The 26,354-nt window shown below is 70.4% G+C and carries 27 protein-coding genes, 1 tRNA gene and 2 pseudogenes; 7 read left to right on the forward strand and 23 right to left on the reverse strand.

From position 1 onward, the window contains the following. Positions 1-13: 13 nt before the first annotated feature. Complete coding sequence (locus tag ACIOKD_RS13475) at positions 14-1,129, reverse strand: DNA alkylation repair protein (protein ID WP_402082379.1); 1,116 nt, start codon at positions 1,127-1,129, stop codon at positions 14-16. 153 nt (positions 1,130-1,282) lie between these two features. Beyond that, the gene (locus ACIOKD_RS13480) at positions 1,283-1,729 is read right to left on the reverse strand and encodes an ATP-binding protein (protein WP_402082587.1); all 447 of its coding nucleotides are present in this window, start codon (positions 1,727-1,729) and stop codon (positions 1,283-1,285) included. Positions 1,730-1,912: 183 nt separating this feature from the next. Between ACIOKD_RS13480 and ACIOKD_RS13485 the strand changes: the two genes are divergently transcribed. The 3 genes from ACIOKD_RS13485 to ACIOKD_RS13495 all read left to right on the forward strand — a co-directional run bounded on the left by ACIOKD_RS13485 (position 1,913) and on the right by ACIOKD_RS13495 (position 4,040). Next, entirely contained in the window at positions 1,913-2,278 is a 366-nt protein-coding gene (locus tag ACIOKD_RS13485; RefSeq protein WP_402082381.1) for an STAS domain-containing protein, read from the forward strand. Between the two features lie 98 nt (positions 2,279-2,376). Continuing rightward, on the forward strand, positions 2,377-3,555 hold the full coding sequence (locus tag ACIOKD_RS13490) for an epoxide hydrolase family protein (protein WP_402082383.1): 1,179 nt from the start codon (positions 2,377-2,379) through the stop codon (positions 3,553-3,555). A 149-nt stretch (positions 3,556-3,704) separates the two neighbouring features. Next, positions 3,705-4,040 carry a YnfA family protein gene (locus tag ACIOKD_RS13495; RefSeq protein ID WP_402082385.1) on the forward strand — a complete coding sequence of 112 codons (336 nt, stop codon included), beginning with the start codon at positions 3,705-3,707 and terminating at the stop codon, positions 4,038-4,040. Here the strand turns inward: ACIOKD_RS13495 and ACIOKD_RS13500 are convergent. The 18 genes and pseudogenes from ACIOKD_RS13500 to ACIOKD_RS13585 all read right to left on the reverse strand — a co-directional run. Beyond that, positions 4,020-4,247 (reverse strand): annotated as a pseudogene (locus tag ACIOKD_RS13500) (MFS transporter); the annotation flags it as partial. The gene ACIOKD_RS13495 and the pseudogene ACIOKD_RS13500 overlap by 21 nt on opposite strands. A 123-nt stretch (positions 4,248-4,370) precedes the next feature. Continuing rightward, positions 4,371-5,525 (reverse strand): DUF475 domain-containing protein, encoded by a 1,155-nt coding sequence (locus ACIOKD_RS13505; protein ID WP_402082388.1) that lies wholly within the window; start codon positions 5,523-5,525, stop codon positions 4,371-4,373. A gap of 237 nt (positions 5,526-5,762) precedes the next feature. Further along, entirely contained in the window at positions 5,763-7,463 is a 1,701-nt protein-coding gene (locus tag ACIOKD_RS13510; RefSeq protein WP_402082391.1) for an alpha-amylase family protein, read from the reverse strand. Then, a complete protein-coding gene (locus tag ACIOKD_RS13515) occupies positions 7,454-8,458 on the reverse strand; it encodes a TIGR03885 family FMN-dependent LLM class oxidoreductase (RefSeq protein ID WP_402082393.1) in 1,005 nt (334 codons plus the stop codon). Before ACIOKD_RS13515 ends, ACIOKD_RS13510 begins: the two co-directional genes overlap by 10 nt. A 158-nt stretch (positions 8,459-8,616) precedes the next feature. Then, positions 8,617-9,978, reverse strand: a complete 1,362-nt coding sequence (locus ACIOKD_RS13520; RefSeq protein WP_402082395.1) for an NAD(P)/FAD-dependent oxidoreductase — start codon at positions 9,976-9,978, stop codon at positions 8,617-8,619. A gap of 162 nt (positions 9,979-10,140) precedes the next feature. Further along, complete coding sequence (locus ACIOKD_RS13525) at positions 10,141-11,067, reverse strand: SGNH/GDSL hydrolase family protein (RefSeq protein ID WP_402082398.1); 927 nt, start codon at positions 11,065-11,067, stop codon at positions 10,141-10,143. Between the two features lie 218 nt (positions 11,068-11,285). Next, positions 11,286-11,867 carry a tellurite resistance TerB family protein gene (locus ACIOKD_RS13530; protein ID WP_402082401.1) on the reverse strand — a complete coding sequence of 194 codons (582 nt, stop codon included), beginning with the start codon at positions 11,865-11,867 and terminating at the stop codon, positions 11,286-11,288. Positions 11,868-12,017: 150 nt separating this feature from the next. After that, positions 12,018-12,575 carry an NADPH-dependent FMN reductase gene (gene ssuE / locus ACIOKD_RS13535; RefSeq protein ID WP_402082403.1) on the reverse strand — a complete coding sequence of 186 codons (558 nt, stop codon included), beginning with the start codon at positions 12,573-12,575 and terminating at the stop codon, positions 12,018-12,020. Between the two features lie 61 nt (positions 12,576-12,636). Beyond that, complete coding sequence (locus tag ACIOKD_RS13540; RefSeq protein WP_402082406.1) at positions 12,637-13,425, reverse strand: alpha/beta hydrolase; 789 nt, start codon at positions 13,423-13,425, stop codon at positions 12,637-12,639. Between the two features lies 1 nt (position 13,426). After that, positions 13,427-13,642, reverse strand: coding sequence for a hypothetical protein (locus ACIOKD_RS13545; RefSeq protein WP_402082409.1), 216 nt, complete (start codon positions 13,640-13,642; stop codon positions 13,427-13,429). Positions 13,643-13,652: 10 nt separating this feature from the next. Next, positions 13,653-14,993 carry an LLM class flavin-dependent oxidoreductase gene (locus ACIOKD_RS13550; RefSeq protein WP_402082412.1) on the reverse strand — a complete coding sequence of 447 codons (1,341 nt, stop codon included), beginning with the start codon at positions 14,991-14,993 and terminating at the stop codon, positions 13,653-13,655. A gap of 27 nt (positions 14,994-15,020) precedes the next feature. Continuing rightward, entirely contained in the window at positions 15,021-15,890 is an 870-nt protein-coding gene (locus tag ACIOKD_RS13555) for an ABC transporter ATP-binding protein (protein ID WP_402082415.1), read from the reverse strand. Continuing rightward, positions 15,887-16,810, reverse strand: a complete 924-nt coding sequence (locus tag ACIOKD_RS13560) for an ABC transporter ATP-binding protein (protein WP_402082418.1) — start codon at positions 16,808-16,810, stop codon at positions 15,887-15,889. The genes ACIOKD_RS13555 and ACIOKD_RS13560 overlap by 4 nt, the downstream gene beginning before the upstream one ends. Then, positions 16,810-17,697 (reverse strand): ABC transporter permease, encoded by an 888-nt coding sequence (locus ACIOKD_RS13565; RefSeq protein ID WP_402082589.1) that lies wholly within the window; start codon positions 17,695-17,697, stop codon positions 16,810-16,812. Before ACIOKD_RS13565 ends, ACIOKD_RS13560 begins: the two co-directional genes overlap by 1 nt. A gap of 2 nt (positions 17,698-17,699) precedes the next feature. Continuing rightward, positions 17,700-18,728 carry an ABC transporter permease gene (locus ACIOKD_RS13570; RefSeq protein ID WP_402082421.1) on the reverse strand — a complete coding sequence of 343 codons (1,029 nt, stop codon included), beginning with the start codon at positions 18,726-18,728 and terminating at the stop codon, positions 17,700-17,702. 53 nt (positions 18,729-18,781) lie between these two features. After that, complete coding sequence (locus ACIOKD_RS13575) at positions 18,782-20,353, reverse strand: ABC transporter substrate-binding protein (protein WP_402082423.1); 1,572 nt, start codon at positions 20,351-20,353, stop codon at positions 18,782-18,784. Positions 20,354-20,904: 551 nt separating this feature from the next. Continuing rightward, positions 20,905-21,822 (reverse strand): DsbA family protein, encoded by a 918-nt coding sequence (locus ACIOKD_RS13580; protein ID WP_402082426.1) that lies wholly within the window; start codon positions 21,820-21,822, stop codon positions 20,905-20,907. Next, complete coding sequence (locus tag ACIOKD_RS13585; RefSeq protein WP_402082429.1) at positions 21,819-22,280, reverse strand: RrF2 family transcriptional regulator; 462 nt, start codon at positions 22,278-22,280, stop codon at positions 21,819-21,821. The genes ACIOKD_RS13580 and ACIOKD_RS13585 overlap by 4 nt, the downstream gene beginning before the upstream one ends. A 138-nt stretch (positions 22,281-22,418) precedes the next feature. Here ACIOKD_RS13585 and ACIOKD_RS13590 point away from each other — a divergent pair, with 138 nt between their 5' ends. Continuing rightward, the gene (locus ACIOKD_RS13590) at positions 22,419-22,955 is read left to right on the forward strand and encodes a cupin domain-containing protein (RefSeq protein ID WP_402082432.1); all 537 of its coding nucleotides are present in this window, start codon (positions 22,419-22,421) and stop codon (positions 22,953-22,955) included. Between the two features lie 75 nt (positions 22,956-23,030). Here the strand turns inward: ACIOKD_RS13590 and ACIOKD_RS13595 are convergent, their stop codons facing one another. Continuing rightward, complete coding sequence (locus ACIOKD_RS13595) at positions 23,031-23,462, reverse strand: ankyrin repeat domain-containing protein (RefSeq protein WP_402082436.1); 432 nt, start codon at positions 23,460-23,462, stop codon at positions 23,031-23,033. Between the two features lie 74 nt (positions 23,463-23,536). Then, positions 23,537-23,893: pseudogene (locus ACIOKD_RS13600) on the reverse strand (ADP-ribosylation/crystallin J1); the annotation flags it as partial. A gap of 334 nt (positions 23,894-24,227) precedes the next feature. Between ACIOKD_RS13600 and ACIOKD_RS13605 the strand changes: the two are divergent. Beyond that, positions 24,228-24,794 (forward strand): AAA family ATPase, encoded by a 567-nt coding sequence (locus ACIOKD_RS13605; RefSeq protein WP_402082592.1) that lies wholly within the window; start codon positions 24,228-24,230, stop codon positions 24,792-24,794. Between the two features lie 136 nt (positions 24,795-24,930). Here the strand turns inward: ACIOKD_RS13605 and ACIOKD_RS13610 are convergent. Continuing rightward, positions 24,931-25,004, reverse strand: a tRNA-Met gene (locus ACIOKD_RS13610). Between the two features lie 98 nt (positions 25,005-25,102). Between ACIOKD_RS13610 and ACIOKD_RS13615 the strand changes: the two genes are divergently transcribed. Together ACIOKD_RS13615 and ACIOKD_RS13620 are read left to right on the forward strand one after the other, a co-directional pair. After that, positions 25,103-25,657 carry an RBBP9/YdeN family alpha/beta hydrolase gene (locus ACIOKD_RS13615; RefSeq protein WP_402082439.1) on the forward strand — a complete coding sequence of 185 codons (555 nt, stop codon included), beginning with the start codon at positions 25,103-25,105 and terminating at the stop codon, positions 25,655-25,657. 97 nt (positions 25,658-25,754) lie between these two features. Then, complete coding sequence (locus ACIOKD_RS13620; RefSeq protein WP_402082443.1) at positions 25,755-26,354, forward strand: isochorismatase family protein; 600 nt, start codon at positions 25,755-25,757, stop codon at positions 26,352-26,354.

Raw genomic sequence — 26,354 nt, forward strand, 5'->3', positions numbered from 1 at the left:
GCGGGCGGGCCGCTCATGACGTGTCAGGGGCCGTCAGTTCGAAGTCGGCTCGGGGTGTCGCGACTCCGTTGATCTGCAGGGAGATCGCGTGCGGCCCGGGATGGTAGCGGCGCGTGGTGATCGGCCGGAACGAATGCTCCCGTGCGATGTCGATCCGTTCGTCCGGTGCGAGGGTGCGGGTGGTGAGTTTGAAGGTCTTGCCGGTCTGGCCGCCATTGGCCTTGCGGTGGTGCACGACGTAGTCGATCGTCAGCCGCGCCTGGACGTCACCGGCGTTGCGGATCGAAGCCGTGAAGCGGACCGTGCCGCCGAACGGGACGACGCCCCGGTCCAGTCGAGGTCCCTCGACCTCCAGGGTCGCGGGAGCGAAACCCAGCAGTTCCAGGGCGCCGGGGTGGCCTCGTTTGACCAGGGTGCGCAGCCCGTGGCGCACCAGACGCTCAGTGGTGGCTTCGGGGCTCCTGAGCCAGCGGCGGGCCGTGTCGACGACGACCTCGGGATGGTCGCGGCTGAGGTCGTTGAGATGGTTGGCGACCGAGCGGCGTACGTACTCGCTCCCGTCCCGGTAGAGGGCGTCCAGGATGGGCACGGTCACCGTGGGACGGGCCAGGATCTCCGGGACCCGTACCGCCCAGGGAAGGTAGGGGCGGGTGCCCTCGGAAGCCAGCCTGCGCACGTCGGCGTCGGCCGACCCGGTCCAGTCGCCCACGACGACGCCGAGGGCCCGGTCGAGATCGTGCCGCAGCAGGGTCCTGATGGCGAACTCCGAGGACAGGCGCCCGGTGAGACTCGCGAGGAGGTCCATCGCGTCGTCGAAGGCCGCCGTACCGCCCTCCTCGACGGCGCGCGTGGCGAGAGCGCTGGTGACCGGCCAGAGCAGCCAGCCGGTGAAATGCGGTGCGCCGTCGCGGGCGATGCGTACCGTCCGGGCCAGCGCCGCGTAGTCGCCCGGGAGGTCCGCGAGCAGGGCGTCGCGCAGCAGGTCGGCGCGCTCCCGCAGGGACAACGGGTCGATCAGCCCGGGTGCCGCGCGCAGCGCCGTGAGTTCGGCATCCGGGGCGGCGGCCCGCATGGCACGGGTGAGGCTCTGAACGGTGTGGCGGCCGATGAGCTCGTCGGCGAACGGCATGGCGATCCCTCTGTCGGGCGAGGTGGTGCGGGGCGGCGGTGAGCTGCCGGTCCAGGCCGCGCGGGCTCATCCCGGCCGGCGCTTCATGGCCGGGCGTGCCCGCGCGCGCACCAGGGCACCGCCAGAGCACGGTCATGGGTCGGACAGGGGCGGTTACGGGTCGGCCAGGGCGATGCGGGCCGTTATCCGCTTGCCGACCGGCTCACGGTGGATCTCCAGGTCCTGGGTCACGGCCTTGACGATCTCCAGGCCGTGCCGGCCGACCCTGCCCGCATCGGCGGCATGCGCCTCGGGGACCGTCGGATCGCTGTCCCACACGATGACGTCCACGGTCTCAGGGGTGACGCGAAGCTCCATCAGGACGGGGCCGGGGGCGTACTTGCAGGCATTGGTGACCAGCTCGCTGACCACCAGCCGGGTCAGATCCATCACGCGGTCGGTGACGGACGAGTGCTGCTCGGTGCGGACCCGTTCGAGGAAGGCCGCGGCGTGCCGGCGGGCATCGGCGATGCATCCGTCCTCCCCGCCTATGGCGTAGCCGGTCTGCATCAGGTGTCTGTCCGCCCCTGTACAGCCGTCACCGTCGTCGTGGGATCCCACCGGCATCGCCCTCATTCTCCGTTCACAGGCGCTCCGCTACCCGTCGTAACGCCCTTCATGCATCGTACAAATGTGCTCTCCGGCACAGCTGTGTGGGTGCGGGAGGTGGGGCGTTCGGGCACAATGGCCGGGCACCTCGTGGCCCGGGACAAGTCCGGGCACCCAACCGCAGTCGAGGAGACGGTGACCCCCATTCAGAGCGTGGATCAGCCAGGTCGGCTCTCCGTCGAGCACTCCGAGATCGACGGCATCCGTGTCGTGACCGTGCGCGGCGAGATCGACCACACCGTCAAGGACATGCTCACCAAGGCTCTGCTGTCGCCCGACAGCGCGACGCATCCGCGGACGGTGGTCGACCTCAGCGGTGTGACCTTCATGGACTCCAGCGGGATCAGCGTCTTCATCGGCGCGTACCAGGCTGTGAGTGACACCCAGGGCTGGCTTCGCATCGCCGGTGCACAGGAATCCGTGCTGCGGATCCTGCAGATCGTCGGGATGGACACGTTGATCAGTTGCCACTCCACCATCGCGCAGGCCGTGGCCGCCTGACCGCCTGACGCCCGACCGGACTCTCTCCGGTCGGACCCTCTCCGGTCGGACCTTCTCCTGTGAAGAGCGGGCCGGACGCGCCGCGTAGCATGCGGGACATGTCGGACGCATCGCCTCAGCCGGAGCCGTTCACCCCGCACACCGAGCCCGCGGCACTCGAAGATCTCCGTACGCGGTTGCGCGCGACACGCTGGCCGGACGCACCTGAGGACGCCGGATGGTCGCTCGGGACCGATGTCGACTACCTCCGTGAACTCGTCGCCCACTGGGCGGACACGTTCGACTGGCCGGCGCAGGAGGCCGCGCTCGCCCGGCTGCCCCGCTTCCGCGTCCGGCTCGGCGGTCTGGGCATCCATTTCGTGCACGCCCGGGCTGTCGCGCCGCCCGGCCCCGTGCTGCCGCTGGTACTCAGCCACGGCTGGCCGGACTCGTTCTGGCGTTACTCGAAGGTCGTCCCGCTGCTGACCGATCCCGGCGCGCACGGCGCCGACCCCGCCGACGCGTTCGACGTGGTCGTGCCCGACATGCCGGGCTACGGGTACTCGGACCGCCCCTTGGGCCCGCCCCTCGACTCGATCGGCGTCGCCGGCCTGTGGGCCGAACTCATGGACGTCCTCGGCTACGCGCGGTTCGGCGCGGCGGGCGGGGACATCGGCAGCCATGTGAGCCGCTATCTCGCGCTCGACCACCCCGACCGGGTGGTGGCGGTCCACCGCATGGACGGCGGGCTGCCCGTCTTCGCCGGCGACCCGGCCGACCTCACCCCCGAGGAGCGTGCCTGGTTCGCGAACGCCGCGGCATGGGGCGCGAGCGAGGGTGCCTACGGCGCCATGCACCGCACGAGGCCCCAGACCGCCGCCGCCGGGCTCAACGACTCACCGGCCGGGCTCGCCGCGTGGATCGTCGAGAAGCTGCGGGCGTGGAGCGACTGCGACGGCGACCTCGAACGGAGCTTCACGAAGGACGAGATCCTCACGAACGTCACGCTCTACTGGCTCACGGGGACGATCGGCTCCTCGATGCGCATGTACAACGCCAACGGCGCGCTCCCGCCCGAGCAGCTCACCCGCCGGGTCGAGGTGCCGTCCGGTTTCTCGCTCTTCCAGGGTGACATCGTCCGCCCGCCGAGGGCGTGGCTGGAACGCACGACGAATGCCGTGTACGTGAAGGAGCCCGCGCGCGGTGGGCACTTCGCACCGTTCGAGGAGCCCGAGCTCTACGCGGAGGAACTGCGGGCGTTCTTCCGTCCCTACCGGGCGGCGGCGGCGAGGAACTGAGGAAGCGCGAGAGCCGCCGAGCACGGCCAAGGCGAGGATGTGGTCGCGCACAACGGCACAACCGGAGGAGCCGGGCGGCCCGGTGGCGGTCCCTGGCGTGGCCGGACGCTGCCGGTCGTGGACGGGGTCCGCGGGTAGGGTCGGCCGGTATGACCGTCGCTCGTTCCGTCGCCCTGTTCGTCGTCGCCGCCCTCTTCGAGATCGGCGGGGCCTGGCTGGTGTGGCAGGGCGTTCGCGAGCACAAGGGCTGGATCTGGATCGGCGCCGGCGTCATCGCCCTCGGCCTCTACGGCGTGGTCGCCACCTTCCAGTCCGACGACGACTTCGGGCGCATCCTCGCCGCTTACGGCGGAGTCTTCGTCGCGGGATCGATCGCCTGGGGCATGGTCGCCGACGGCTACCGTCCCGACCGTTACGACATCGTCGGCGCCCTGGTCTGCCTCACCGGTATGGCGGTGATCATGTACGCCCCTCGTTCGCACTGATTCCGGCCCGGCGAACATGACCGTCACCGCGCGGGACGTCCTCTCCGGCGCGACCGGACCGCGGGCGACCAGACCGCGGGCGACCGGCGAGCCGACGCCGAAGAACGAACCGTGGCACAGCGCCGCGACGATCCGCCCGAGCGGCATCACCTCGTAGTGCGGTGCGAGGGCGGACAGCAGGTCGCCGACGGACAACGCCGCCAGGCCGGCCCGCCGCCGCCCCGGACACCACGCGACTCGACTCATGGCCCCACCTTGCCGTCGGCGGCAGGGTGGGGCCATGGACAAAGACTCTCGGTGTCAGGACGGAAGTGGGCGCTGCCGGGGGTTTCAGGAGTCGGCCGCGGCCCCGGCCCTGTCCTTGTCCGGATCGGCCGGTTCCCCTGACCCCTCCTTGGCGAGTGCCTTGTTGCGGCGCACGGAGGACAGGAAGGACCAGCCGATCAGGACGACGCCGACGAGGCCGGTGATCACCTCGTTGATCTCGTACTGGATGGTGACGAGGAGGATGACGGACAGGGCGCCGATCGCGTAGTGGGCGCCGTGCTCCAGGTAGACGTAGTCGTCCAGGGTGCCCTGGCGGACCAGGTAGACGGTCAGCGAACGGACGTACATCGCGCCGGTGCCGAGGCCCAGTGCCATCAGGACGATGTCGTTGGTGATGGCGAAGGCGCCGATCACGCCGTCGAAGGAGAAGGACGCGTCCAGGACTTCGAGGTAGAGGAACATGAAGAACGCGGCCTTGCCGGCCAGGGCGACCGCGGAACGGGGCCCGCCGCTGCGTTCGGCCTCGCCCCGCGCCTCCTGCTCGCGTTCCTCGTCCTCCTCGATCCGGTTCTCGAAGTGACCCGAGAGGCCGCCCACGATCATGTACGTGACCAGGCCCGCGATACCGGAGAGGAGGACCGTCTCCGCCTTGTCGGCGTGGACACCGCCGTGCTGGTGGGCGTGGGCCGCGAAGGTCAGGGAAGCGAGCAGCAGCACGATCAGGGCGATGCAGACCGACAGCATGTCGACCTTGCCGAGCTTGGCGAGCGGCCGCTCCAGCCAGCCGAGCCATTTGATGTCCCGGTCCTCGAAGATGAAGTCGAGGAAGATCATCAGCAGGAAGATGCCGCCGAAGGCGGCGATCGACGGGTGGGCGTCGGTCACCAGTTGCTGGTAGCGGTCCTTGTCCGTGAGGGCCAGGTCGACGGCCTCGATCGGCCCCATGGAGGCGCTGACCGCCACGATGACGACGGGGAAGACCAGTCGCATGCCGAACACGGCGATGAGGACACCGATAGTGAGGAAGATCTTCTGCCAGAAGGCACTCATCTTCTTCAGGATTCCGGCGTTGACGACCGCGTTGTCGAACGACAGGGAGATTTCGAGGATGGCGAGGATCGCCACGACGCCGAAGCCGGTCCACCCTCCGTAGAAGACCGCTGCCACCAGGGCGAGCGCGGTGACCGCGAACGACCAGCCGAAGGTTTTCAAAAGCACTGGTTACCCCATCGTGTACTGGGGGCCGTGGGCCCCGTTGCGCTGTCGTGTGGTGGGCGGTGTCCGCGTGGTGCGTGGGAGGTGAGGGCAACGTCGATGGTACCCACGGAGCCCTTGCTGTTCCCGCGGTGATTCGCGGATGCTTTCGCGGTGATTCTCCGGGGATCCCGCGATGATTCGAGCCGGGCCGGACCGAGGCCTGAACCGGACCGGGTCACGGCCGGGTCAGGCCCGGTGTCAGTCGGCCACCACGCTTTCGGGGTCGTCCGCCATGGTTCCGACGCGAAGCCACCGGTATCCGTAGGCGGGCAACTCGACCCGGAACAGCCCGTCATCGGACACCGTGAGGCCGGCGTGCCCCTCGTCGAGCAGATCCGTCAGCCGCCCGCCCGGCCCGGCCTCGGACAGCCGCAGCCCTACGGTGACCGGCTCGCCCGCGAAGTTGTGCACCGCAAGGACCGTCCCGCCGGTGGTGCGGCCGACATGCGCGAGGACCGACCTCTCCCCCGTGTCGATCAGCCCGTGATCGCCCCAGGCCAGTTCGGGCGCCTCCCGGTAGCGTTCGGCGAACAGCCGGATACGGCTCAGCAGTGAGCCCGGATCGCGGCTCTGCTCGTACACGTTGACCTGCTGGCAGCCGAACGCGCCCTCCACCAGCGGGTTGGGGAACGCGTCGGGGCCGGCGGTGGAGAAGCCCGCGCCCGCTTCCGGAGTCCACTGCATGGGCGTGCGCACGGCCTGGCGCCCCTCGGCCGCCAGGTTCTCCCCCATGCCGATCTCCTCGCCGTAGAAGAGCACGGGGGTGCCCGGCAGGGTGAACAGCAGGCTGTAGGCGAGTTCGACGCGGCGCCGGTCGCCGTCGACCATGGGCGGCAGCCTGCGGCGCAGCCCCCGGTCGTACAGCTGCATGTCCTTCTCGGGGCCGAAGGCCGCGAACACCTCGGCCCGTTCGGCGTCGCTCAGCTTGTCGAGGGTCAGCTCGTCGTGGTTGCGCACGAACGTGGCCCAGTGGGCGTCCCGCGGTGCGGCCGGGCGCTCGCGCAGTGCGGCGGCCAGCGGTCCGGCGTCCTCGCGCGCCATGGACAGGTACATCCGCTGCATCGCGACGAAGTCGAAGCACATGGTGAGTTCGTCGCCGCGGTCCGAGTCGGGGTCGCCGAAGAACCGGGCGAGGCCGTCATAGGGCAGATTGACCTCGCCGAGCAGTATCGACTCGCCGTTGCGGCGGCCGAGGAAGGCGCGGAGATCGGCGAGGTACTCGTGCGGGTCGGGCAGCGCCCCGGCGTCGTCCTGTCCGTCGGTCTCCAGCAGGAAGGGCACGGCGTCGACGCGGAAGCCGGACAGTCCGAGCTGCGTCCAGAAGCCCATGACGCGGGCTATCTCCTCGCGGACCTCGGGGTTCGCGACGTTGAGGTCGGGCTGCTGCTTGTAGAAACGGTGCAGGTAGTACTGGCCGCTGCCCTTGTCGTACTCCCACAGGCTGTCCTCCGCGTCGGGGAAGACCACTCCTTCAGGGCCGTCCTCGGGCGGCTCGTCCGCCCAGACGTACCAGTCGCGGTGCGCGGAGTCGCGGCCGGATCGGGCGTCCTTGAACCACGGGTGGTCCTCGGAGGTGTGGTTGACGACGAGGTCGGCGATCACCCGGATGCCACGGTCCCGGGCGGTGCGCACGAACTCGGTGAAGTCACCGAGGGTGCCCAGGCGCGGGTCGACGCCGTAGAAGTCCGTGATGTCGTATCCGTCGTCGCGCTCGCGGGTCGGATAGAACGGCATGAGCCATACGCAGGTCACACCGAGGCGCGCCAGATGGTCGACGCGCTGGGTGAGGCCCGCGAAGTCGCCGGTCCCGTCGCCGTTCCCGTCCTGGTAGGTCTCGACGTCCAGGCAGTACACGACCGCGTTCTTCCACCACAGGTCGGAGGTACGGGTCAGACGCATCGGTACTCCTTCGCCGTGGCGGGCAGGGGGCGCGTGACGTCGAGCCGCGGCAGCACCTCGGCGGCGAACGCGTCGATGAACGGGCCCTGTTCACGCCCCACGTGGTGGAGCATCACGGCGTCGAAGCCCAGCTCGGCGTACTCCTGCAGCCAGGCGGTGTGCCGGCCCAGGTCGGACGAGATGTTGACGCTCTCGGCCACCCGTTCGGGGGTGACGTGCTCACTGACGGTGTCGAACAGCTCCGCGGAGTCCAGGTCCCAACTCGCCGGGGGCCCGTGCACGTTGGTGCGCCACTGGTCGTGCGCCAGCGCCATGGCCTCCTCCTCGTCGGGCGCCCAGCTCAGGTGCGCCTGGAGGTGCAGGGGGCCACGGCCGCCCGCGTCGCGGTACGCGCCGACGATCTCACGCAGTTGTTCCCTCGGGGCGTTGACCGTGATCAGTCCGTCGGCCCATTCGGCGCACCGGGCGGCGGTGGCCGTGCTGCAGGCGGCTCCGATCAGCGGCGGGACCTCGGGCGGCAGTGTCCACAGCCGGGCCCGGTCCACGGTCACCAGGCCGTCGTGGCTGACCTCCTCCCCCTGGAGCAGTGCGCGGATGATCTCGACGCACTCCCGCAGGCGGGCGTTGCGGACGTCCTTGCGGGGCCAGCCCGCTCCGGTGATGTGCTCGTTCGAGGCCTCGCCGCTGCCGAGCGCCACCCAGAACCTGGCCGGATACATGGCGGCGAGGCTGGAGACGGCCTGGGCGACGATCGCGGGGTGGTAGCGCTGGCCCGGCGCGTTCACGACGCCGAACGGCACCCGGTCGGTGGCCTGGAGGGCGGCTCCGAGCCACGACCAGGCGAACCCGGACTCCCCCTGGCGGGCGCTCCACGGGGAGAAGTGGTCCGAGCACATGGCGGCGGTGAAGCCCTTGCGTTCCGCGTGCACCACGGCGTCGAGCAGGTCCGCGGGCGGCACCTGCTCGTGCGAGGCGTGCAATCCATAGACGGTCATGCCACGGCGGGTACCCCTCGGACGGCACCTCAGCGAAGTGATGGGCGCACGCCGCGCGTTGGCGTGCGCCCCACCTCGGTACGTCCCGGGACCCCACGGGGTCCTACGTCACCCTTCCGACACCGGACACGTTCCCGGCGCCGGCCTGAACGCGCTCGTCACCCGGCCTCGACGCGCTCCCGGATCTCCTCCGGGGTCAGATACGCGTTCGTGTACTCGAAGTCCCGCAGCGTCGCGGGCGTACGCGACTGGAACCCCGTGCGTACGAAATCGTCGCCGGCCAGGGAGTTCAGCACCCAGTTCGTCGCCACCCTGGCCTTCGCCACGTTGGTGCGCAGCGCCGCCCAGTGGTAGCCGCGGGCGGCGACCAGGGCGGGCAGGCCGCGCAGCTCGACGCCGAGCGGCTTGGACACGGCGTCGAAGCCTCCGAGGTCGACGACGAGTCCCAGGTCCTTGTGGACGTACGGCGTCATCCGCTGCCCGCGCAGCTGGGCGATGACGTTGTCGGCGACGTGCTTGCCCTGGCGCATCGCGTGCTGGGCGGTCGGCGGGCAGACGGCGCCCGCCACGTCCTTGGCCTCGTCCGGTACGGCGGCGGCGTCGCCGAGTGCGAAGACGCCGTCGTGTCCGCGCAGGGACATCTCCGAACTGACCGCGAGGCGGCCCTTGACCGTCTCGGCGCCCAGGGTCGCGATGAGCGGGCTCGCCGCGACTCCGGCGGTCCAGATCAGCGTGTGGGTCGGGATCACCCGGCCGTCGGTGAAGGTGACCTCTTCGGGGCCCGCCTTCTCGATGGACACACCCAGTGAGACGTCGATGCCCCGCCCGCGCAGGATCCGCAAGGCGCTGTCGCCGAGTTTGTCGCCCAGTTCGGGCATCAGCTTCGGTGCGATGTCGATCAGATGCCACTTGATCAGTTTCGGGTCGAGCCTGGGGTAGCGCTTGACGGCGTTGTGCGTCAGGCGCTGCAGGCACGCGGCGGTCTCGGTGCCGGCGTAGCCGCCGCCGACCACCACGAACTGGAGCCGGGCCGCCCGCTCGGCCTCGTCGTGACTGGCGTCGGCGACGTCGAGCTGCGAGATCACATGGTCACGGATGTACGCGGCCTCGGCGAGCGTCTTCATGCCGCGGGCGTTGTCGGCGAGGCCCGGGATGTCGAAGGTACGGGTGACGCTGCCCGGTGCCAGCACGATCTGGTCGTACCGCTCGTTGACGATCTCGCCCGTGATCTTGCGGACGACACAGACCTTGGCCTTCACGTCCACACCGATGGCACCGCCGGGAATGATGCGGGTGCGGTACCTGCGGCTGCGGCGCAGCGACACGGCGATCGACTGCGGGGTGAGCACCCCCGAGGCGACCTGCGGCAGCAGCGGCAGGTAGAGCTGGTAGGAGAACGGTGTCACCAGCGCCAGGTCGGCCTCGTCGGGTCCCAGTTTGCGCTCAAGGCGGCGGACGCACTCCACTCCCGCGAAGCCCGCTCCCACCACCAAGATCTTCGGTCGTACCACGATGTTCATCCCTTTCAACCGGCCGCGTACTGTCGGGCTCCCCCACTCCCCTGTGCCCCCGAGTCCCCTCATCGCACATGGTGATCCCTCAACGAGACGAGCCGACGTACCTCCTGCGACCGGCGAGTCGGCTCCGGCCCGGAGAGGAGGGCAGCGGAAAGAGGGCGTCCGTCAGTGGCCGTGCCCCTTGCGCAGCTGCTTCAGAACGGCACCGGCCATGGCCGCCTCGCCCTTGGCGTTGGGGTGTGCCGGAGCCGCGGGCGAGGCCGGTTGCAGGGGTTCGATCCAGCGGACCGCCGGCGCCTTGCACATGTCGTGCCCGATCGTGGGCCCGTACGTGTCGACGTATTCCGCGTGGTTCAGCTTCGCCACCACACGCATCATCAGGTTGAGGCGCTTACCGGTGTCGCGCAGATAGGGGAAGTCCTTCGCCGCGAACGGTACCGAGGGGTAGCAGCCGCTGCCGTCGTCCGGCAGGAGAGCCGGGTAGCCGACGACGACCACGCGCGCGTGCGGCGCCCTGTCGTGCACGGCCCGCAGTACGGCGGCGATTTTGGGAGCGGTGTCGAGGATCTTCAGCGTCAGCCGGTCGGCACCGGACGCCGTCGTGTAGTGACGCTGACACGGATTACCCGAAAGGTCCTGCGCACTCAGTTGCGCGCAGGTGCCGATGATGGAGCCGAACCCGATGTCGTTGCCGCCGATCTGGACGGTCACCAGGTCGGTGCCCCGCTGCACGGCGTCGAGCTGCGGAGGGTTGGTGCCCTGGGCCTTCCACATGTGCTCGGTCGTGGCGCCGCCGCAGCTCACGTCCTTGAACGTGGACACTTTTCGCTCCGCGGCGACGAGTGAGGGGTAGTTGCGGTCGGAGCGCGCGCAGTCCGCGTCCACCTGCTTCGGTATCAGCGGGCCCGAGGTGTAGGAGTCGCCCAGCGCGGCGTAGTCCGTGCCCTTGCCGTGCCCTCCGCCATGACCGCCGTGTGCCGCGACGGGCGCCGCGGAGGCGACGACGAGGGCGCAGCCGCTGACGGCTGCCGCCATGGCGGTCGCCCGGCGGCGGTTCGATGCGGGCCTGTCGTACTGGGTGCGACGGTTCATCGAGCTTCCCCCTGGGTCCGGGACGGCGAGTGACTGCCCTTGTATACCGGCCAGTTCGGTCCGGGGACCAGAGGTGGGGGCCCTGCTGTTGTCGTCTGCGGCGCCGTCGTGGCCCAGCGCGCAGTTCCCCGCGCCCTTGAGAACGGGGCTGCGACCCTGCTTTTCGCCCTTCGGGGGCGCGGGGAACCGCGCGGCCGACCACGACGGCGCCGCACGCTCTAGACGCCGAACTCCGTGGGCGACAGCCCGAGCGCCGTGCACGCCTCACGGATCGCGTGCTGCTCGGACGCCTCGAACTGGCCGTCGGCGCCCGCGACGACCATGCCGGTCTGGACGACCGCGCGCGCCTCCGCCGGCTTCTTGGCCGCCTTGGCGATGTCCCGCAGTGCCTCGGCCTTGCCCTGTTCGAAGTTGGCCATGAGCCGGTCCACGTGCTGGTTGAAGCGCTGACGCAGCTGGTCCGCGGGGAAGTTCTGCAGCACCTCGTTCGAGACGATCAGCTCCTCCACGCGCTGCCTCTCCGCCGGCTCCACCCGGCCGTCGGCCGCGGCCACCAGGGCGCACATCGCCATGCTGGCGTCCCGGTAGGAGCCGCTCTTCAGCTCGGCCTTCGCCGACGCGAGCTGGGACTTGAACAGTCCGAGCAGCTGAGCCTTCGAGCCACCGGAGGAGCCCGAGGAACCGGCGGAGGACGAGCCGGGCGCACGGCCACCGTGCTGTCCCTGACCCGTCCCTCCCCCGCCGCTCCGGGACTGCTGGAGGTTCTTCGCCTGCTCCTTGAGCCGGTCGAACATCGCCACTACTGCCACCTCGGCTTCTGCTGTTACCTGTGCGCGGTTGATACGTGCGCGCGGTCCGTCGGATGAACGGCTGCCGCGTCCGGAGAGGTTCCCGATTGGCAAAGGTAACGTAAAAAGATCATCCGTATGGCCGAGACGGGCGAACCCGGTCTACCCCACGGGCGCCAGCACCGTCGTACGGCCTCCCAGCGCGACGGAGAACTGGTCCGTGACCTGGGCCAGGGCCTCCGCCGCACCCGGCGCGACGGTCAGGCTGCCGTCGTCCCCGGCGGTGATGTCCTTGTCGAGCGTGAACCAGCCCTGGACGATGTGCGCGGCCCCCATCGAGCTCAGAACCGGGCGCAGCGCGTAGTCGATGGCCAGGACGTGGGCCGTGCTGCCGCCGGTGGCGAGCGGCAGTACCGTCTTGCCGGCCAGCGCGTACTGCGGGAGCAGGTCGAGCAGCGACTTCAGCAGCCCCGAGTAGGCGGCCTTGTAGACGGGGGTGCCGATCACCACTCCGTCCACCCGCTCGAACAGTGCTGTGGCCGCGACGACGGCCGGGTGCCGGAAGTCGGCACCGAGCAGCGCTTCGGCGGGCAGGGTGCGCACCTCCAGGGAGACGACGTCGTGCCCCTGGTCCCGTAGCCGGTCGTCCAGGTGGCGCAGGAGTCGCGTGGTGCGGGAGGTGGCCGAAGGGCTTCCGGAGACGGACAGAATCGCGGCCATGAGGGGACCTTTCAGGATGCGGGGTTCGGACGTGGCACATGAGGGACGGGACGGGGTCCACTCACCAGGCGCTGGTCTCCACGGCGATCAGGGGCACCAGTTCGTTGCGCAGGGTCTCCAGAAAGGTGACGATCTCGGCCGCCACCGAGCGGTGCTGCAGGTCGTTCAGCACGTCGTGGTGACCACCGCGGACGGTCGACAGGCGGGCGCGGGGAAGGGACTTGGCCGTGCGGACGAGCGCGTCGTGGTCCGCGAGCGGATCGGCGTCACCGACGAGGATCAGCGCCGGGACATCCGCCTCGCTGCCGTGGGCCGCCGCGAGCAGTGCCTCCGGCACCGACTCGCCGAGTGCGCCACGGCGTACCCCGGTGTCGTCCGTGAGCCTGCCCCGGTGGGCGGGGCAGGACGTGCGTACGTCGAGTTCGTCGTCCCAGGTACCGGCGGCGTCGACGGCACCGGTGGTGCGGCCCGGAAGCCCGGCGAGTACGACGGCGTCCGGTCGCTGGGCGGTGGGGGTGCCCACCCGGCCGACGAGCGCGGCGACGGCGAGGGCCCCGGTGTCCGCGCCCACCAGCACGACCGGGCGGACGATCCCGTCCCCGGTCCCGTTCTCACCCGCGGTCCCGTCGCCGGCGGCGGCCAACCGGACCCCGAAGTCGGCGAGTTGGCCGTCCAGGTCGTCGGCGTCGATGTCCGGGGCCTCGACGACACGGACGCGGTAGGCGTCGGCGGCCAGTCGTCTGCCCAGCCGGGTGTAGGTCTCGCGGGTCTCTCCCCTGCCGGGTACCACGATGACGGTGCCGCGCGTGCGCAGGCCCTCGGGGGCGTGGTGGTCGGTGTATTCGGTCATGTCAGACTCCTGCGGGTGCGGGCTCGGTCGCGGGCTGCCGCCCCGGGGCGGGTGCCACCTCGGTCGCGATGAGTTCGAGGGCGTGGACGGCGGTGTCGTGGTCGAGGACGGCGGGGCCCGCGCCGACGATCAGCACGTCCGCCGCGTCCGGTGGGGTGGCGGCCGGGAACCGGACCGTGGGGACGTCCCGCCCGCCCGCCACCGACAGTTCACCCATCTCGCTGCCCTCAGTGGTCCGCGAGGCTGGGCTCGCGGGTGTGGCGGTGGGCGGGGACCGGCAGTCCGAGGTTGCCGCGCAGGGTGTCGGACGCGTACTCCGTGCGGAACAGTCCGCGCTTCTGGAGGATCGGGACGACGCCGTCGACGAAGAGTTCCAGGTCGGCGTTGTTGCGGAAAGCGAGGTTGATGCCGTCGAAGGTGCCGGCGTCGAACCACTGCTCGATGGTGTCGGCGACGGTCCCCGGCGCTCCGACGAACGGCGAGCGGCGGAACTCGCTGACGGACTCCGCCACCTGACGCAGAGTCAGGTTTTCCGCCTTGGCCCGCTCGATCAGTTTGGACGCGCCGGTGCGGCCACCCTTCTCGGCGAGGTGCGCCACGTCCGGGAACGGCGCGTCCAGGTCGTGCGCGCCGAAGTCGTACGCGCCGAAGGAGCGGCCCAGGAGTGCGAGGTTGCCCTTGAAGTCGTTGTCCTCCTCGAAGATCTCCCGTTCGCGGCGCCTGGCGGCCTCGTCGGTGGCGGCGACGACCGGTCCGCCATGGATGAAGATCTTGATGTGCTCGGGGTCCCGGCCGTACGAGGCGGTGCGCTTCTTGATGTCGGCGTAGTAGTCCTGCGCCTGCCGCAGCGAACCGCCCGGCGCGTAGATGCCCTCGGCGACCTGTGCGGCGAGGTCGCGCCCCTCCTCCGAGACGCCGGCCTGGAAGATGACCGGCTGGCCCTGCGGCGAGCGGGAGAGGTTGAGCGGTCCGGCGACCTTGAAGTGCTCGCCCTCGTGGTTGAGTTCGTGCAGCTTGGCGGGGTCGAGGAAGACGCCCCGCTCGACGTCGGCGGGGAACGCGTCGTCCTCGTAGGAGTCCCACAGGCCGCGGGCGACCTGGACGAACTCCAGGGCCCTGCCGTAGCGGGTGGTGTAGTCGAGGTGCTCGTCGAGCCCGTAGTTCCTGGACGTGCCGGTGTCGAAGCTGGTCACCACGTTCCAGCCGGCCCGGCCGCCGCTGATGTGGTCGAGGGAGGCGAACCGGCGGGCGAGGTTGAAGGGCGAGTTGTAGGTCGAACTCGCCGTGCCGACCAGGCCGATGTGCCGGGTGTGGGTGGCGACCGCCGACAACAGGGTCAGTGGTTCGAGCCGGTTGAGGTAGTGCGCCGGGTAGGTGGAGTTGATGAACTGGCTGTCGACGACGAACAGGGCGTCGAAGAGGGCGTGTTCGGCCGCCTGGGCCTGCTTGATGTAGTAGTCGATGTCGATGCTGGCGTTCTTGGCGACGCTCGGGTCCTTCCAGAGACCGTGCTGGCCGGGGCCGCCGACGCCGTAGGGGTGCAGGGCGAGGTGGATCGTGCGGGGCATGCGGATTCCTCTCGGTGGAACAGCGGTTCAGGCGTGCAGCAGCGCGCGGAGGCGGTCACGTTCGGCGCGGTCGGCCGATGCCGTCCGCAGGGTGGGGGCGGAGCCGACGAGCAGCCGGGTGTAGACGTGCCGGGGGTCGGTGATGACCTGGCGGGCCGCGCCGACCTCGACGAGTTCGCCCTGGTGGAGCACCGCGATGCGGTCGGCGATCCCGGCGACGGACCCCAGGTCGTGGGAGATGAAGACGAGGGCCACACCCGCCGCGCGCAGGTCCTTGAGGATCTGCAGTATCTGCACGCGGTTGGCGGAGTCGAGGGCACTGACCGGCTCGTCGAGGATGACCAGCTTCGGCTCGGTGACCAGGGCCCTGGCCACCGCGACCCGCTGGCGCTGGCCGCCGGACAGCTCGCCGGGCAACCGGTCGAGCAGTTCCTCGGAGAGCTGGACGCGGGCGAGGAACGTACGGGCCCGGTCGGCCGCTTCCTGTCGTGCGACGCCCTGGATGAGCAGCGGCTCGATCAGCGACTCCTCGATGGTGAGGTCGGGGTCGAGGCTGCGCAGCGGATCCTGGAAGACGTACTGGACGATGCCGCGGCGGCGCAGCCCGCGCCACTGACGGCTGCCGTACGCCCCGACGTCCTCGCCGCCGATGACGATCCGGCCCGCGGAGGCGCGCACCAGGCCCAGAACGGTACGGGCGAAGGTGGACTTGCCCGATCCCGTCTCGCCGATGATCCCGACGGTTTCCCCGGGTGCGACGCTCAGCGAGACGTCGTGCAGGGCGCGGCGGCGCCGCCTGCGCGGACCGTAGTGCACTTCCAGGCCGGTGACCTCCAGGACCGCGTGCTCGTCCGCCGGGGTGTTGGCGGACCTCTCCCGCGCGTGTTCGGTGGTCACGATGTCTCCCGCGGTGTGAGGAACTTCTCCAGGCCGTACTGGTCGTGCTCGGCGATGAGCAGTCGGGTGTACTCGTGGCGCGGACGGTGGAGTACGTCGCTCGTCGTGCCCTGTTCCACCACCTCGCCCTCGCGCATGACGAGGACCTCGTCGCACAGCTGGGCGACGACGGCCAGGTCGTGGGAGACGACCACCAGGGCGAGACCGGCCTGTTCGCGCAGTTCGGCGAGGAGGTCGAGGATCTCGGCCTGGACCGTGACGTCGAGCGCGGTCGTCGCCTCGTCGGCGATGAGGATCCGTGGGTCGGCGGCGATCGCGGCGGCGATCAGGACACGCTGGAGCATGCCTCCGGACAGTTCGTGCGTGTACTGGCCGTAGACCAGCTCCGGATCGCGCAGTTGCACGGCTTGGAGCAGCTCGACGGCACGGTGGCGGGCTTCGCGCCGCTTCAGCCCCTTCTTGACCCGGATGACCTCGGCGATCTGCGCGCCCACCCGGATCGAGGGGTTGAGGTAGGACGCCGGGTCCTGGAAGACGGCACTGATCGTGGCGCCGCGCAGGGCCGTCCACTGCTGGGGTGTCAGGGTCGCGATGTCGGTGCCGGCGATCTCGATCGAGCCGGCGGAGACCTCGAAGTGCGGGGGCAGGATGCCCAGCGCGGCCCGGCAGGTGAGGGTCTTGCCGCTGCCCGACTCGCCGACGATGCCGACCGTTTTCCCCGGGGTGAGTTCGAAACTCACCCCGTGGACGATCTCGCGGTCGGTGACCTGGTCACTGATGCGCACGCCGCGCACAGCGAGCACGGGGGCGGCCGGCGCGAGTGCCGCGCGGGGCCCGGCGGCACTCGGAGTGGTGCCGGGAGCGGCATTGCCCGACAGTTGGGGAGCGGCGTTGCCCGACAGTTGGGACAGCGTCGTCATCACGCACCTCCGGTGGATACGGGGTCGGACTTACCGAGGCTATTGGCGCGGGCCCTGCGGGTGTTGACGAAGGCCCGGCCCGCCTCGCCGGAGACATCGCGGATCGCGTCGGCGAGCAGGTTGCCGGCCCAGACGGTGATCATGATCAGCACCGCGGGGGCGAGGGGCGCCCACGGCTGGTAGCTGAGGTAGCCGAGGTCGGAGGCGAGCAGGCCGCCCCAGGTGGGTGCGGGTGGCTGGACGCCGATACCGAGGAAGGTCAGGCTGGAGACGATGATGAAGCCGACGCCGATGGTCTGGGCGAGCGCGACGGCGATCGGCGGGAGCACCTTGACCCAGACGTGACGGCGGACGATCCAGCCGGTCGAGGCGCCCGAGACGAGCGCGGCCTCCACGTACGGCGAGCGGGCGACGGCCAGGGTGGCGGCGCGGGCCACCCGGTAGAAGAGCGGTGAGACCAGGGCTCCTGTCACGAGCATGGCCTGGGTGATGCCGTTGCCCAGGAGTGCGATGACGGCGACCGCGAACAGCAGGAACGGCAGGGCGACCAGCGTGTCGGCCAGGCGCAGGGTGAGCCATTCGAAGGTCCGGCCGAGGTAGACCGACAGGATGCCCGGGACCGTGCCGACGACCAGCGCCATCACGGCGACTTCGAGGGAGCCGAGCACGCTGACGCGTGAGCCGTCCAGGAGCCGGCTGAAGGTGTCCCGGCCGAGGTGGTCGGTGCCCAGCCAGTGGGATCCCGAGGCCGCGGCGAGGGTGTTGTCGCTGGTGGCCAGGGGATTCTGCGGGGCGAGCAGCGGACCGAGGACCGCGAGCAGCGCGATCAGGGTGAGGATGACCACGGCGATCCGGCCGGATGTCAGGGTGAGGACGCGGCGCACCATGGTCATACCCCCCGCTGGGATGCCGGCGTGACACGTGCCAGCACCAGGTTGACGATCAGGTTGAAGAGGACGACCAGGACGATCGACACGACGAGCACGCCCTGCACGGCCGGTACGTCACCGGCCTGGGCGGAGTCGTTGGCGAACCTTCCGAAGCCCTGCAGACCGAAGATCCACTCGGTGACGACGGAGGCGCCGACCAGTGCGGGGAACTTCAGGCCGAGGGTGGCCAGGGCCGGGCCGATCCCGTTGCGCAGCACATGGCCGAGGAAGATCCGGCGGGGACTCAGGCCCCGTACGACCGCGCCTGTCACGTAGTTCTCGCGGAAGGCGGCGACGAGACTGCCGCGGAGCTGGCGGGCCACGTCCGCGACGACGTCGAAACTGAGCGCGAGGGCCGGGAGCGTGATGTGCGCGAGCCAGGGGCCGAAACCCTGTTCCGCCGGGATGTAACCGGCGGAGGGGAACAGGTGCAGTCCCACCGCGAAGACCGCGACCAGCACGATGCCGACGACGAACGCGGGCATCACCGAGATCAGGGTGACGAAGCCGGTGACGGCCCGGTCGATCCAGGTGGTGCGCTTGAGCGCCGCGAGCGTGCCGAGGGTGAAGCCGAGGACCACGCCGATGATCAGCGCGAACGTGGCGACGGACAGGCTCACTCCGAGGCCCAGGCCGATGAGCGTGGAGATGTCGGCGCCGTTGGTCCAGCTGGTGCCGAGCTGTCCGTGCAGGACACCGTTGAACCAGTCCCAGTACTGGACCAGGAAGGGCCGGTCGAGACCCCACTGGGCCTCGACCCGCGCGATCGCCTCGGGGGTCGCCTCCTCGCCCAACTGGATCCGCGCCGGGCTGAGTCCGCTCATCGACCGCAGCGCGAAGGTCACGAAGGTCGCGACCAGGAAGACGGGCACGAAGATCGCGACCGACCGGGCCAGGGTGACCAGGAGGCGGCCGAGCGTGTGCCGCGCCCTGGTCCCGAGAACCCCGCGACGGCGGGCGGGTGGGGCCTGTTCCGCGGTCGTCGTCATGGGCTTGCCCCTCTCTTGTGGTGGCTTCTGTGGTGGGCCGGGTGGGGTGGACGTCAGCTGCCGGAGATGGTCACGCCGGTCCAGTCGATGTGGGCCGGGTTCTTCGGCAGGTCGGAGATCGACCTGCTCTTGGCGATGAGGTTCGGCTGGGAGTAGGTGAAGACCAGCGCCTTGCTCTCCAGGCCCGCCCGGGTCGCCGCCTGGAGCACCCGCGTGTAGTCGGGGGCGTCCAGCGGGGTCTTGCGCACCTTGGCGATGGCGGCCTCGAAACCGTCCGGCTCGTAGGGCGTGCTGAGGTTCAGCGGGCCGTCGGGGCCGAAGTGGGCGGTGAGGGTCTGCGCCGCGGAGTCACGGCCGGTGGTCGAGTACAGCGAGAACGTCAGGTCCTTCGCGAAGAACGGGGTGGCCCAGTTCTTGTCGATCTTGATGGTGACCTTGATACCGACCTCGGCCAGCTGCGACTGGACGATCTCCGCCTGGGGGTCCTCCGCCGGGATGACCAGGTTCAGCTTGAGGTCGCCGGACTTGTAGCCCGCTTCGGCGAGGAGCTTCCTCGACTTCGCCGGGTCGTAGGGGTAGGCGTTCTCCGACTTGGGGTCGTAGGCCTCGTACCCCTTGGGGAACGGCTGGTCGGTCACCTCGCCGTAGCCGAAGGTCAGCTTGTCGACGAACTCCTCCCGGTTGACCGCGTGGCGTACGGCGTCTACGACCTTGTCGTTGTCGAAGGGCGCCTTGTTGACGTTGAGGCTGAGGTTGGAGGCGTTGAACCCCGGCTGTACGAAGACGTCCAGGCCGGCCTTCTTGGCGGCGGACGCCTGACTCGGTTCCAGGTCCGCGAAGTTGTAGACACCTGTCTGCAGGCCGGAGACGACGGTGGAGGCGTCGGGGGCGGAGGTCAGTTCGACGTTGTCGATGTGGATGTTCTTCGCGTCCCAGTAGTCCGGGTTCTTCTTCAGGAGCGCCTTGGTGCCCGGGATCACCTGGGTGACGACGAACGGGCCCGCCCCGACCGGGTTCTGGTCCAGTTCCTCGGGGTTCTCGGCCGCCTTGGGGCTGGCGATCTGCAGCACCCGCTGACCGAGCAACTGGGGGATCTGGTAGTCGACCTGACTGAGGTGCAGGACCGCGTCGAGGCCGTCGGCGTCGACCGACTCGATGGAGGTCAGGTCGCCGAAGAGCGCCGAGTTCTTCTGCTTCTGCGCCCGCTCGACGGCCGCCTTGACCGCGGCGGCGTCGACGGGCTCGCCGTCGCTGAACTTCAGGCCGGAGCGCAGATGGAAGGTGATCTCGTCACCCTTGTCGTTGTACTCCCAGCTCTTGGCGAGGTCGGGAACCGCCTTGCCGCTCTCGTCCGTCCGTGTCAACGAAGCGTAGGCGAGAGCGAGTTCGCGGAACTGAGCGCCGCTGCCCCCGACGACCGGGTCCCAGTGGGTCGGGAAGTACGAGGAGGTCCACTTCAGCGTGGAGCCGCCGCCCGAGGCGGCGGATTCACCGCCGCAGGCGCTCAGTACGGGGGTGAGCACGGCGACGAAGGCGGTTGCCAGGGCTGCGGCCCGCAGGCGGCCTGCGCCTCGGTTCGAACGGCGGTCCGCTCCGGGGCGGCGGGTGATGAGGTGAGCGGGCATCTCGTTCTTCCTTTGGCGGGCTCCGGCCGGAGCCGGGGCAGAAGGAGCAAGGCGAAAGGGCCGGACCCTCCCCATGCGGAACGTCGACTCGGACCCGGACGGGCAGCACGGACATGCCGGGGAGAGCGCCGGCGCGCACTCGGGGCGCGCGGCGCTCAGGGCAGGAGCGTGCGGGATCGCGGGACTGCGGGGCCGCAGGAGTCGACGGGCTCGCGGAGGGGCGGGCCGGGAAGCGAAGAAGGTGTGCGACGGGGCACGGAGACGGGACACGGAGAGCCGGACGCAGAGGCAGGCACGGCTCGGTCGAGCACTGGACAGCCGACGCCGACGGCGGCGGTCAGGCGTCTGCGGACCGGGGACGGCGAAGGGTCAGCGACAGAGTGCGCTGCTGGTGCGCCGCAGGTCCACGTAGCGGCACACCACACCGGGGTGCGTCGTAAGCATGGTGCTCATCCTGAGGGCTCCCGCAACCGACTGTCAATGGACACCAATTGGTGTCTCATTGGGCGGGACGGCGTCCGTCGCAGATCACAGCCTCGGCCGAGAGGGATTCAGGGCGCGGCGGGGTGCGTCGCCGCCTCGTCGGGGTGCAGCCACAGGGGCCCGCCCGCCGTGTCCACCCGCACGGCACCCGGGGGCGGCCAGTGGCCTTCCGTCAGCAGCGATCGCTCCGGATCGGTCAGGCTGCGGTAGCGCTCCAGCGCGTCCGCCGGAGAGAGCGGCGCGGGGGCCGCCGACAGCCCGGGACTCAGCTCCTCGACGGCCGTCGCGTACACCTCGAAGGGCCGCCAGCCGGGTACGACGCGGTACTCGCCCGCGGCCCGGACGAGCAGGGTCGGCAGCGCGTACCGGTGTCCGCCCTCGGCGGTCTCCTTGGCCGCGCCCGGATGCGGCGACCCGCCTTGCGCGCGGAGCACCTCGGCCACCGGACGGCGGGCCTCCAGCCGGTCGGCGCGCACCTGTTCCAGCACCGCCCCGGAGGCCGCGTCGACCGCCAGTCGCCGCGCGTCCAGATCCGGTACGCCCCGAACCGCGGCCAGCGCCGACTCGGGGGTGTCCGCAGGTTCGCCGAGCACGAAGACGCTCTCCCGCAGCCGCCGCAGCACCCGCTCGCCCACCTCGTCGCCCTGCAGGACGGCGGCCTTGGCGACGAGTGAGGAGGGCCAGGAGTCGGCCGGCATACGGCTGAGCCGCACGGCGCGCGGGGCCCGGCTGTGCGAGCTGATCTCCTCGACGTAACGCGCGTACCAGGCCGTCTCCGCCGCCGGGTCGGGCGGTGCGTCGTCGTCGTGGTCGAAGAGGATCGCGTACGCGCGCCGCCAGCGGACCCGGCCGGCCAGCGCCGCCCGCAACCTGCGGAAGACGGGCTCCGATCCCCAGGCCCAGGGACACAACGGGTCGGTGTACTCGACCACTTCGACCGGCGGCGACGACTTGGGCGACGGGTGCGGCTGCGGCACGCCTGTCACGCGGCGCCCCTCCGGGCAAGCCCTCCGGTCACTGCCGCCGATCCCGTCACGCTCGTCGCTGCACCGGTGAGCAGCGAGGTCAGAGTCACCCCGCCCAGGACCGCCGCGGCAGCCGCCTCGACCTCTCGCCACACATCGGGCAGCGCCGTCGCGGGGCCCGGGTAGTCGAGGCCGGCCAGCGGCTCACCGCGCAGGGTGATCAGCTCACCGTCCACGGCACGCGTGACATCGAGCAGGGTGATCTCCTCGGCGGCTCTGCCGAGCCAGTAACCGCCCTCGCAGCCGCGCTGGCTGCGCACCAGGCCGGCTCTGCGCAGTTCACCCACCACGGACTTCAGGAAACGGAACGGGATCTCCTGCGAGGAGGCGATGGCTTCACAGGTGAGCGGACGGGAAGGTTCGCGGGCGAGCTCCAGCAGCGCCCTCATGGCGTAGTCCGCCTTCGCGGAAATATGCATGCGCACATCATGCCTGAGGGGCGGGTCGGCGCGCGGGGCCTCGGCCGCTTGTTTCCCACATTGCGGGAACATTGCCGCAGGTGAAAGCTAAAGGACACCTCTTGACATCCTTTTCGGGACCGCTCTAGCGTCGCCGCCATGAGCGAGCCGCTGACGACCCCCGGTGAGGGCTTCCACCCACACCTCCACGACACCCCGGACCAGCCGACCGCACCCCTGCGCAGCCGTCTGCACCACATCCGCGCCGACTCCCTGGACGGCGACACAGCGCAGAGCGGCGGTATGCGCAGGTTCGCCGCTGTCAGCGGAAAGAACGTCGGCTCCGAGAAGCTGTGGATGGGCCAGACGCATGTGGCCCCCTCGACGGCTTCCTCCGACCACCACCACGGTGAGTCCGAGACCGCCATCTACGTGGTGAGCGGGCACCCGGAATTCGTCTTCATCGACGACTCGGGCGAAAGCGAAAGCCGGGAAGGGCGCGAGAGCAAGGAGCCGCGGGAGGTACGGCTGCGGACCTCCCCCGGCGACTACATCTTCGTACCGCCGTTCGTCCCGCACCGGGAGGAGAACCCGGACCCGGACGACGAGGCGGTGGTCGTCATCGCCCGCAGCACACAGGAGGCGATCGTGGTCAACCTCCCCCGGCTGTACGCGCTTTCGCCGGACCAGTCCTGAGGCATCCGGGCGGTTCGGGCCCTCGGGACGTGCGGCGGGTCAGGCGGGTCAGGCGGGTCAGGCGGGTCAGGCGGGTCAGGCGACCGTGCCGGACGGTTGGGCGCCTGCGGCGAGAAGCACGTCGATCGTTTCCGGGTAGGGCCCGGCCATCGCCCACTCCAGCGGGGAACGGCCCGTGCCGTGGTCCTCGCGGAGTTGGGGATCGGCACCGTGCGCCAGAAGCGCACGAACCGTCTCCACGTGTCCCCAGCAAGCGGCCCCGCACAGGGGCGTGCCTTCCGCACCGCGTCCGCTCTCGGTGTCGGGCAGCGCCCCGGCCGCCAGGAGGCGGAGGACATTGCCGGTGGCACCGTGGACCGATGCGGCGTAAAGGGGTGTGGTGCCTTCGGTGTCGGTCGTCTCGGGGCCGGCACCGGCTCGCAGGAGAGTGGTGATCCTGGTGCTGTCGCCGAAGGTCGCCGCGCTGACCAGATGTTGGGACAGCTTCTTCTGCCGGCGTCTGTTCACAGTGCTTCCGACCCAGCACCCGAACCTGAACCTGAACCTGAACCTGAACCCGCAGGAGTCTGCCCGACCGCGTGGAACTCATGAACCACCTGAATCCGGCCGACGATGTGCGCGTTGAACTCGTCGAGCTCCTCCGCCGGTACCCACAACTCCAGGATCGTCCGGCCGCCCGCCTGTTGGACCGGGTACCTGCGCACGAAGTCGGAGTCGACCTCGAACCGGGTGACGAAACCGGCGCCGTCGTGCTTGACGTTCCAGTCCCGCGCGATCCTGACTGCGTAGTCCTCGTTGAGGACCGGGTAGAAGATCGGCTGCTCGGGGAGCCGGGGCGGCCAGGCGCACCAGTCCAGCTGACGGACCGACTCCAGCTCCTTGGGACCGGTGGGGCGCCACAGGGTCGTCGTCGTCGCTCGGAGACTGGTCACGGGAATCTCTCGGTGGAGGAGGCGGGGCGGGGCAACCGCTGCCGCGGCCTGCCCGGGAGCCCGACGGTATCGGCAGCTCCGGCGCAACGGCCACCGGGTTTCCGAGCGGTCCCCACCGGACGGTTCGTCGCGACCGCGGACGACCGAGGCCGCGACGCGCAGGCCTCAGGCGGGCCGCTCGTTGTGGTGGCGCACGAAGACAGCCGCCGGAATCACATGACGAGCAGGGCGGTACCGCCGACCAGCAAGCCGAGGTGGAGCGACTCGCCGACCGTGCTGCATGCTGATGCGGCGTGCCGGGCCCGATCCGCGGGCGTGGCGACGGGGCGAGGAGATGGCGTTGATCGTCTGGGTGAACGGGGCCTTCGGCAGTGGAAAGAGCACGCTGGTGGACGAGTTGCGTCCGCGCCGGCCCGAAGCGCTGGTCTACGACCCGGAGATGGTCGGCTATGTGCTGCGGGAGATCGTGGAGGTCCCGACCGGCGACTTCCAGGATCTTCGGCTGTGGCGGCGGCAGGTCGCCAGCCTGGCGGTGGGACTGGTCGAGGAGTACCGACGCCCGGTTCTGGTCCCCATGACCCTCGTCGACCCCGCCTATGTCGACGAGATCTTCGGCACGCTGAAGGACGCGGGCATCGACGTTCACCACTTCTTCCTCAAGGTCTCCCGCGAGGTACTGGAGAGGCGGATCGACGGCCGGATCCATGCCCCGGGTGATCCGGAGCGGGAGGAGCGGGTCCGGCGCTGGTGCAAGGACAGGATCGGTCCGTGCATGGCCGCGGCCGACACCCTGCCCGGCGACACGGTGTTCCTGGACGGCGAACTTCCCCCGCAAGCACTGGCCGACCAGGTCCTGGCCCGTATCGGCGCGGGGCCGGACCGGTCGCAGAGCGCTGGAGGCCGCTGACGTTCGCGGCGCTCGCGACGCATGCGGCGCGTCTTCCGGGGTGCGTCGCGACCGCCCGGGTCCGCGTCCGGTGACGAACGTCGTTCGAGGAACGCAAGAGGGTCCGGACCTGTGCGGTCCGGACCCTCTTCGACAGTAGCGGGGACAGGATTTGAACCTGCGACCTCTGGGTTATGAGCCCAGCGAGCTACCGAGCTGCTCCACCCCGCGTCGACATCGCCTACCGTACGCCATCGTGGAGGGTCTCGATGACCACCCATGACCACCCACCGCGAGCACGGGCACCGCGATCGGAAGGAGGACGGGCAATGGTCTCGTACGTCATCATCCCCGGGATCGACGGTTCGGACGAGCGGCACTGGCAGAGCTTGTGGGAGGAGCAGTGGGGCGGCTCGGCCGTCCGCATCGCACCGGCCTCGTGGAGCAGGCCCGAGCTGTCGGACTGGGTCGACTCGGTCCAGGCCGCCCACGAGGCCGTCGCGCGGCACGACAGCGAGGTCGTGCTGGTGGCTCACAGCCTTGGCTGCTGGGCAGCCGCGGAGTGGCTGGACCGGGTGCGCCCCGCCGGGGTGACGGCGTTCCTCGTCGCTCCTCCGAACACCCGGGACGCGTCATTCCCGAGCCGGGCGGCGGCCTCGTTCGTGGACATGGCCGCTCACCCGCTGCCGTGCCGGAGTCTGCTGGTGGCCGGCGACGACGATCCGTACTGCGATCCGACGGCGTCCGCCGCGTTCGCGCGCGAGTGGCAGGCACGACCGCATGTCGTCGAGAACGGCGGCCACATCAACTCCGACAGTGGTCTCGGCGACTGGCCGGCCGGACGGGAGCTCCTGCGCACGCTCGTCGACCACTCGAACGCGTAAGCCTGCGGCCCGGTTCTCCGGCCGGTGACCGGATCGGTCCGCTTCGGGACCCGATGCGGTGTGTCGCGACGCCCCTCGCGTGACTCAGACTTCGGGCATGAATCGCGCACTGATCGTCATCGATGTCCAGGAATCCTTCCGTGTCCGTCCGCTGTGGGCGACGATCTCCGACCCCAAGATCGCTGATCAGGTGAACCGGCTGGTCCGGATCGCCCGCGAGGCCGGGGACCTCGTGGTGTGGGTACTGCACTGCGAGCCCGGCAGCGGCGATGTCTTCGACCCGGCGCTCGGCCATGTCCGGCTCATGGAGGAACTGGAGCGGGCGGAGGGCGAGCCGCTGATCCACAAGACCTCGCACAACGCCTTCACCACGACCAACCTCCAGCAGGTGCTCACCGAACGCGGTGTCCGCGAACTCGTCGTCTGCGGCATCCGCACCGAGCAGTGCGTGGAGACCACCACCCGTGTCGCGAGCGACCTCGGCTACCAGGTCACGTTCGTCACCGACGCGACCGCGACCAACCCCATCCCGCACCGCGACGCTCCCGACGACCGGAGCGTCGCCGACCTGCTGGCCGACCCTCGTACGCTCTCCGCCGACGAGGTCATCAGGCGCACCGAGTACGCCCTTGCCGGACGCTTCGCCACCATCGCGACGGTCGACGGTCTTGAGGCCGCGGCAGTACCTCGGGCATGA

It is taken from the genome of Streptomyces sp. NPDC087844 (assembly GCF_044742785.1).
GTDB lineage: Bacteria > Actinomycetota > Actinomycetes > Streptomycetales > Streptomycetaceae > Streptomyces.

What these genes read in the sequence shown, in the direction of transcription:
- ACIOKD_RS13475 (WP_402082379.1), bottom strand. Translation starts at nt 1,129, where the DNA reads ATGCCGTTCGCCGACGAGCTCATCGGCCGCCACACCGTTCAGAGCCTC.
- ACIOKD_RS13490 (WP_402082383.1), top strand. Translation starts at nt 2,377, where the DNA reads ATGTCGGACGCATCGCCTCAGCCGGAGCCGTTCACCCCGCACACCGAG.
- ACIOKD_RS13495 (WP_402082385.1), top strand. Translation starts at nt 3,705, where the DNA reads ATGACCGTCGCTCGTTCCGTCGCCCTGTTCGTCGTCGCCGCCCTCTTC.
- ACIOKD_RS13510 (WP_402082391.1), bottom strand. Translation starts at nt 7,463, where the DNA reads ATGCGTCTGACCCGTACCTCCGACCTGTGGTGGAAGAACGCGGTCGTG.
- ACIOKD_RS13515 (WP_402082393.1), bottom strand. Translation starts at nt 8,458, where the DNA reads ATGACCGTCTATGGATTGCACGCCTCGCACGAGCAGGTGCCGCCCGCG.
- ACIOKD_RS13520 (WP_402082395.1), bottom strand. Translation starts at nt 9,978, where the DNA reads ATGAACATCGTGGTACGACCGAAGATCTTGGTGGTGGGAGCGGGCTTC.
- ACIOKD_RS13525 (WP_402082398.1), bottom strand. Translation starts at nt 11,067, where the DNA reads ATGAACCGTCGCACCCAGTACGACAGGCCCGCATCGAACCGCCGCCGG.
- ssuE (WP_402082403.1), bottom strand. Translation starts at nt 12,575, where the DNA reads ATGGCCGCGATTCTGTCCGTCTCCGGAAGCCCTTCGGCCACCTCCCGC.
- ACIOKD_RS13540 (WP_402082406.1), bottom strand. Translation starts at nt 13,425, where the DNA reads ATGACCGAATACACCGACCACCACGCCCCCGAGGGCCTGCGCACGCGC.
- ACIOKD_RS13545 (WP_402082409.1), bottom strand. Translation starts at nt 13,642, where the DNA reads ATGGGTGAACTGTCGGTGGCGGGCGGGCGGGACGTCCCCACGGTCCGG.
- ACIOKD_RS13550 (WP_402082412.1), bottom strand. Translation starts at nt 14,993, where the DNA reads ATGCCCCGCACGATCCACCTCGCCCTGCACCCCTACGGCGTCGGCGGC.
- ACIOKD_RS13560 (WP_402082418.1), bottom strand. Translation starts at nt 16,810, where the DNA reads ATGACGACGCTGTCCCAACTGTCGGGCAACGCCGCTCCCCAACTGTCG.
- ACIOKD_RS13565 (WP_402082589.1), bottom strand. Translation starts at nt 17,697, where the DNA reads ATGGTGCGCCGCGTCCTCACCCTGACATCCGGCCGGATCGCCGTGGTC.
- ACIOKD_RS13570 (WP_402082421.1), bottom strand. Translation starts at nt 18,728, where the DNA reads ATGACGACGACCGCGGAACAGGCCCCACCCGCCCGCCGTCGCGGGGTT.
- ACIOKD_RS13575 (WP_402082423.1), bottom strand. Translation starts at nt 20,353, where the DNA reads ATGCCCGCTCACCTCATCACCCGCCGCCCCGGAGCGGACCGCCGTTCG.
- ACIOKD_RS13585 (WP_402082429.1), bottom strand. Translation starts at nt 22,280, where the DNA reads ATGCATATTTCCGCGAAGGCGGACTACGCCATGAGGGCGCTGCTGGAG.
- ACIOKD_RS13590 (WP_402082432.1), top strand. Translation starts at nt 22,419, where the DNA reads ATGAGCGAGCCGCTGACGACCCCCGGTGAGGGCTTCCACCCACACCTC.
- ACIOKD_RS13615 (WP_402082439.1), top strand. Translation starts at nt 25,103, where the DNA reads ATGGTCTCGTACGTCATCATCCCCGGGATCGACGGTTCGGACGAGCGG.
- ACIOKD_RS13620 (WP_402082443.1), top strand. Translation starts at nt 25,755, where the DNA reads ATGAATCGCGCACTGATCGTCATCGATGTCCAGGAATCCTTCCGTGTC.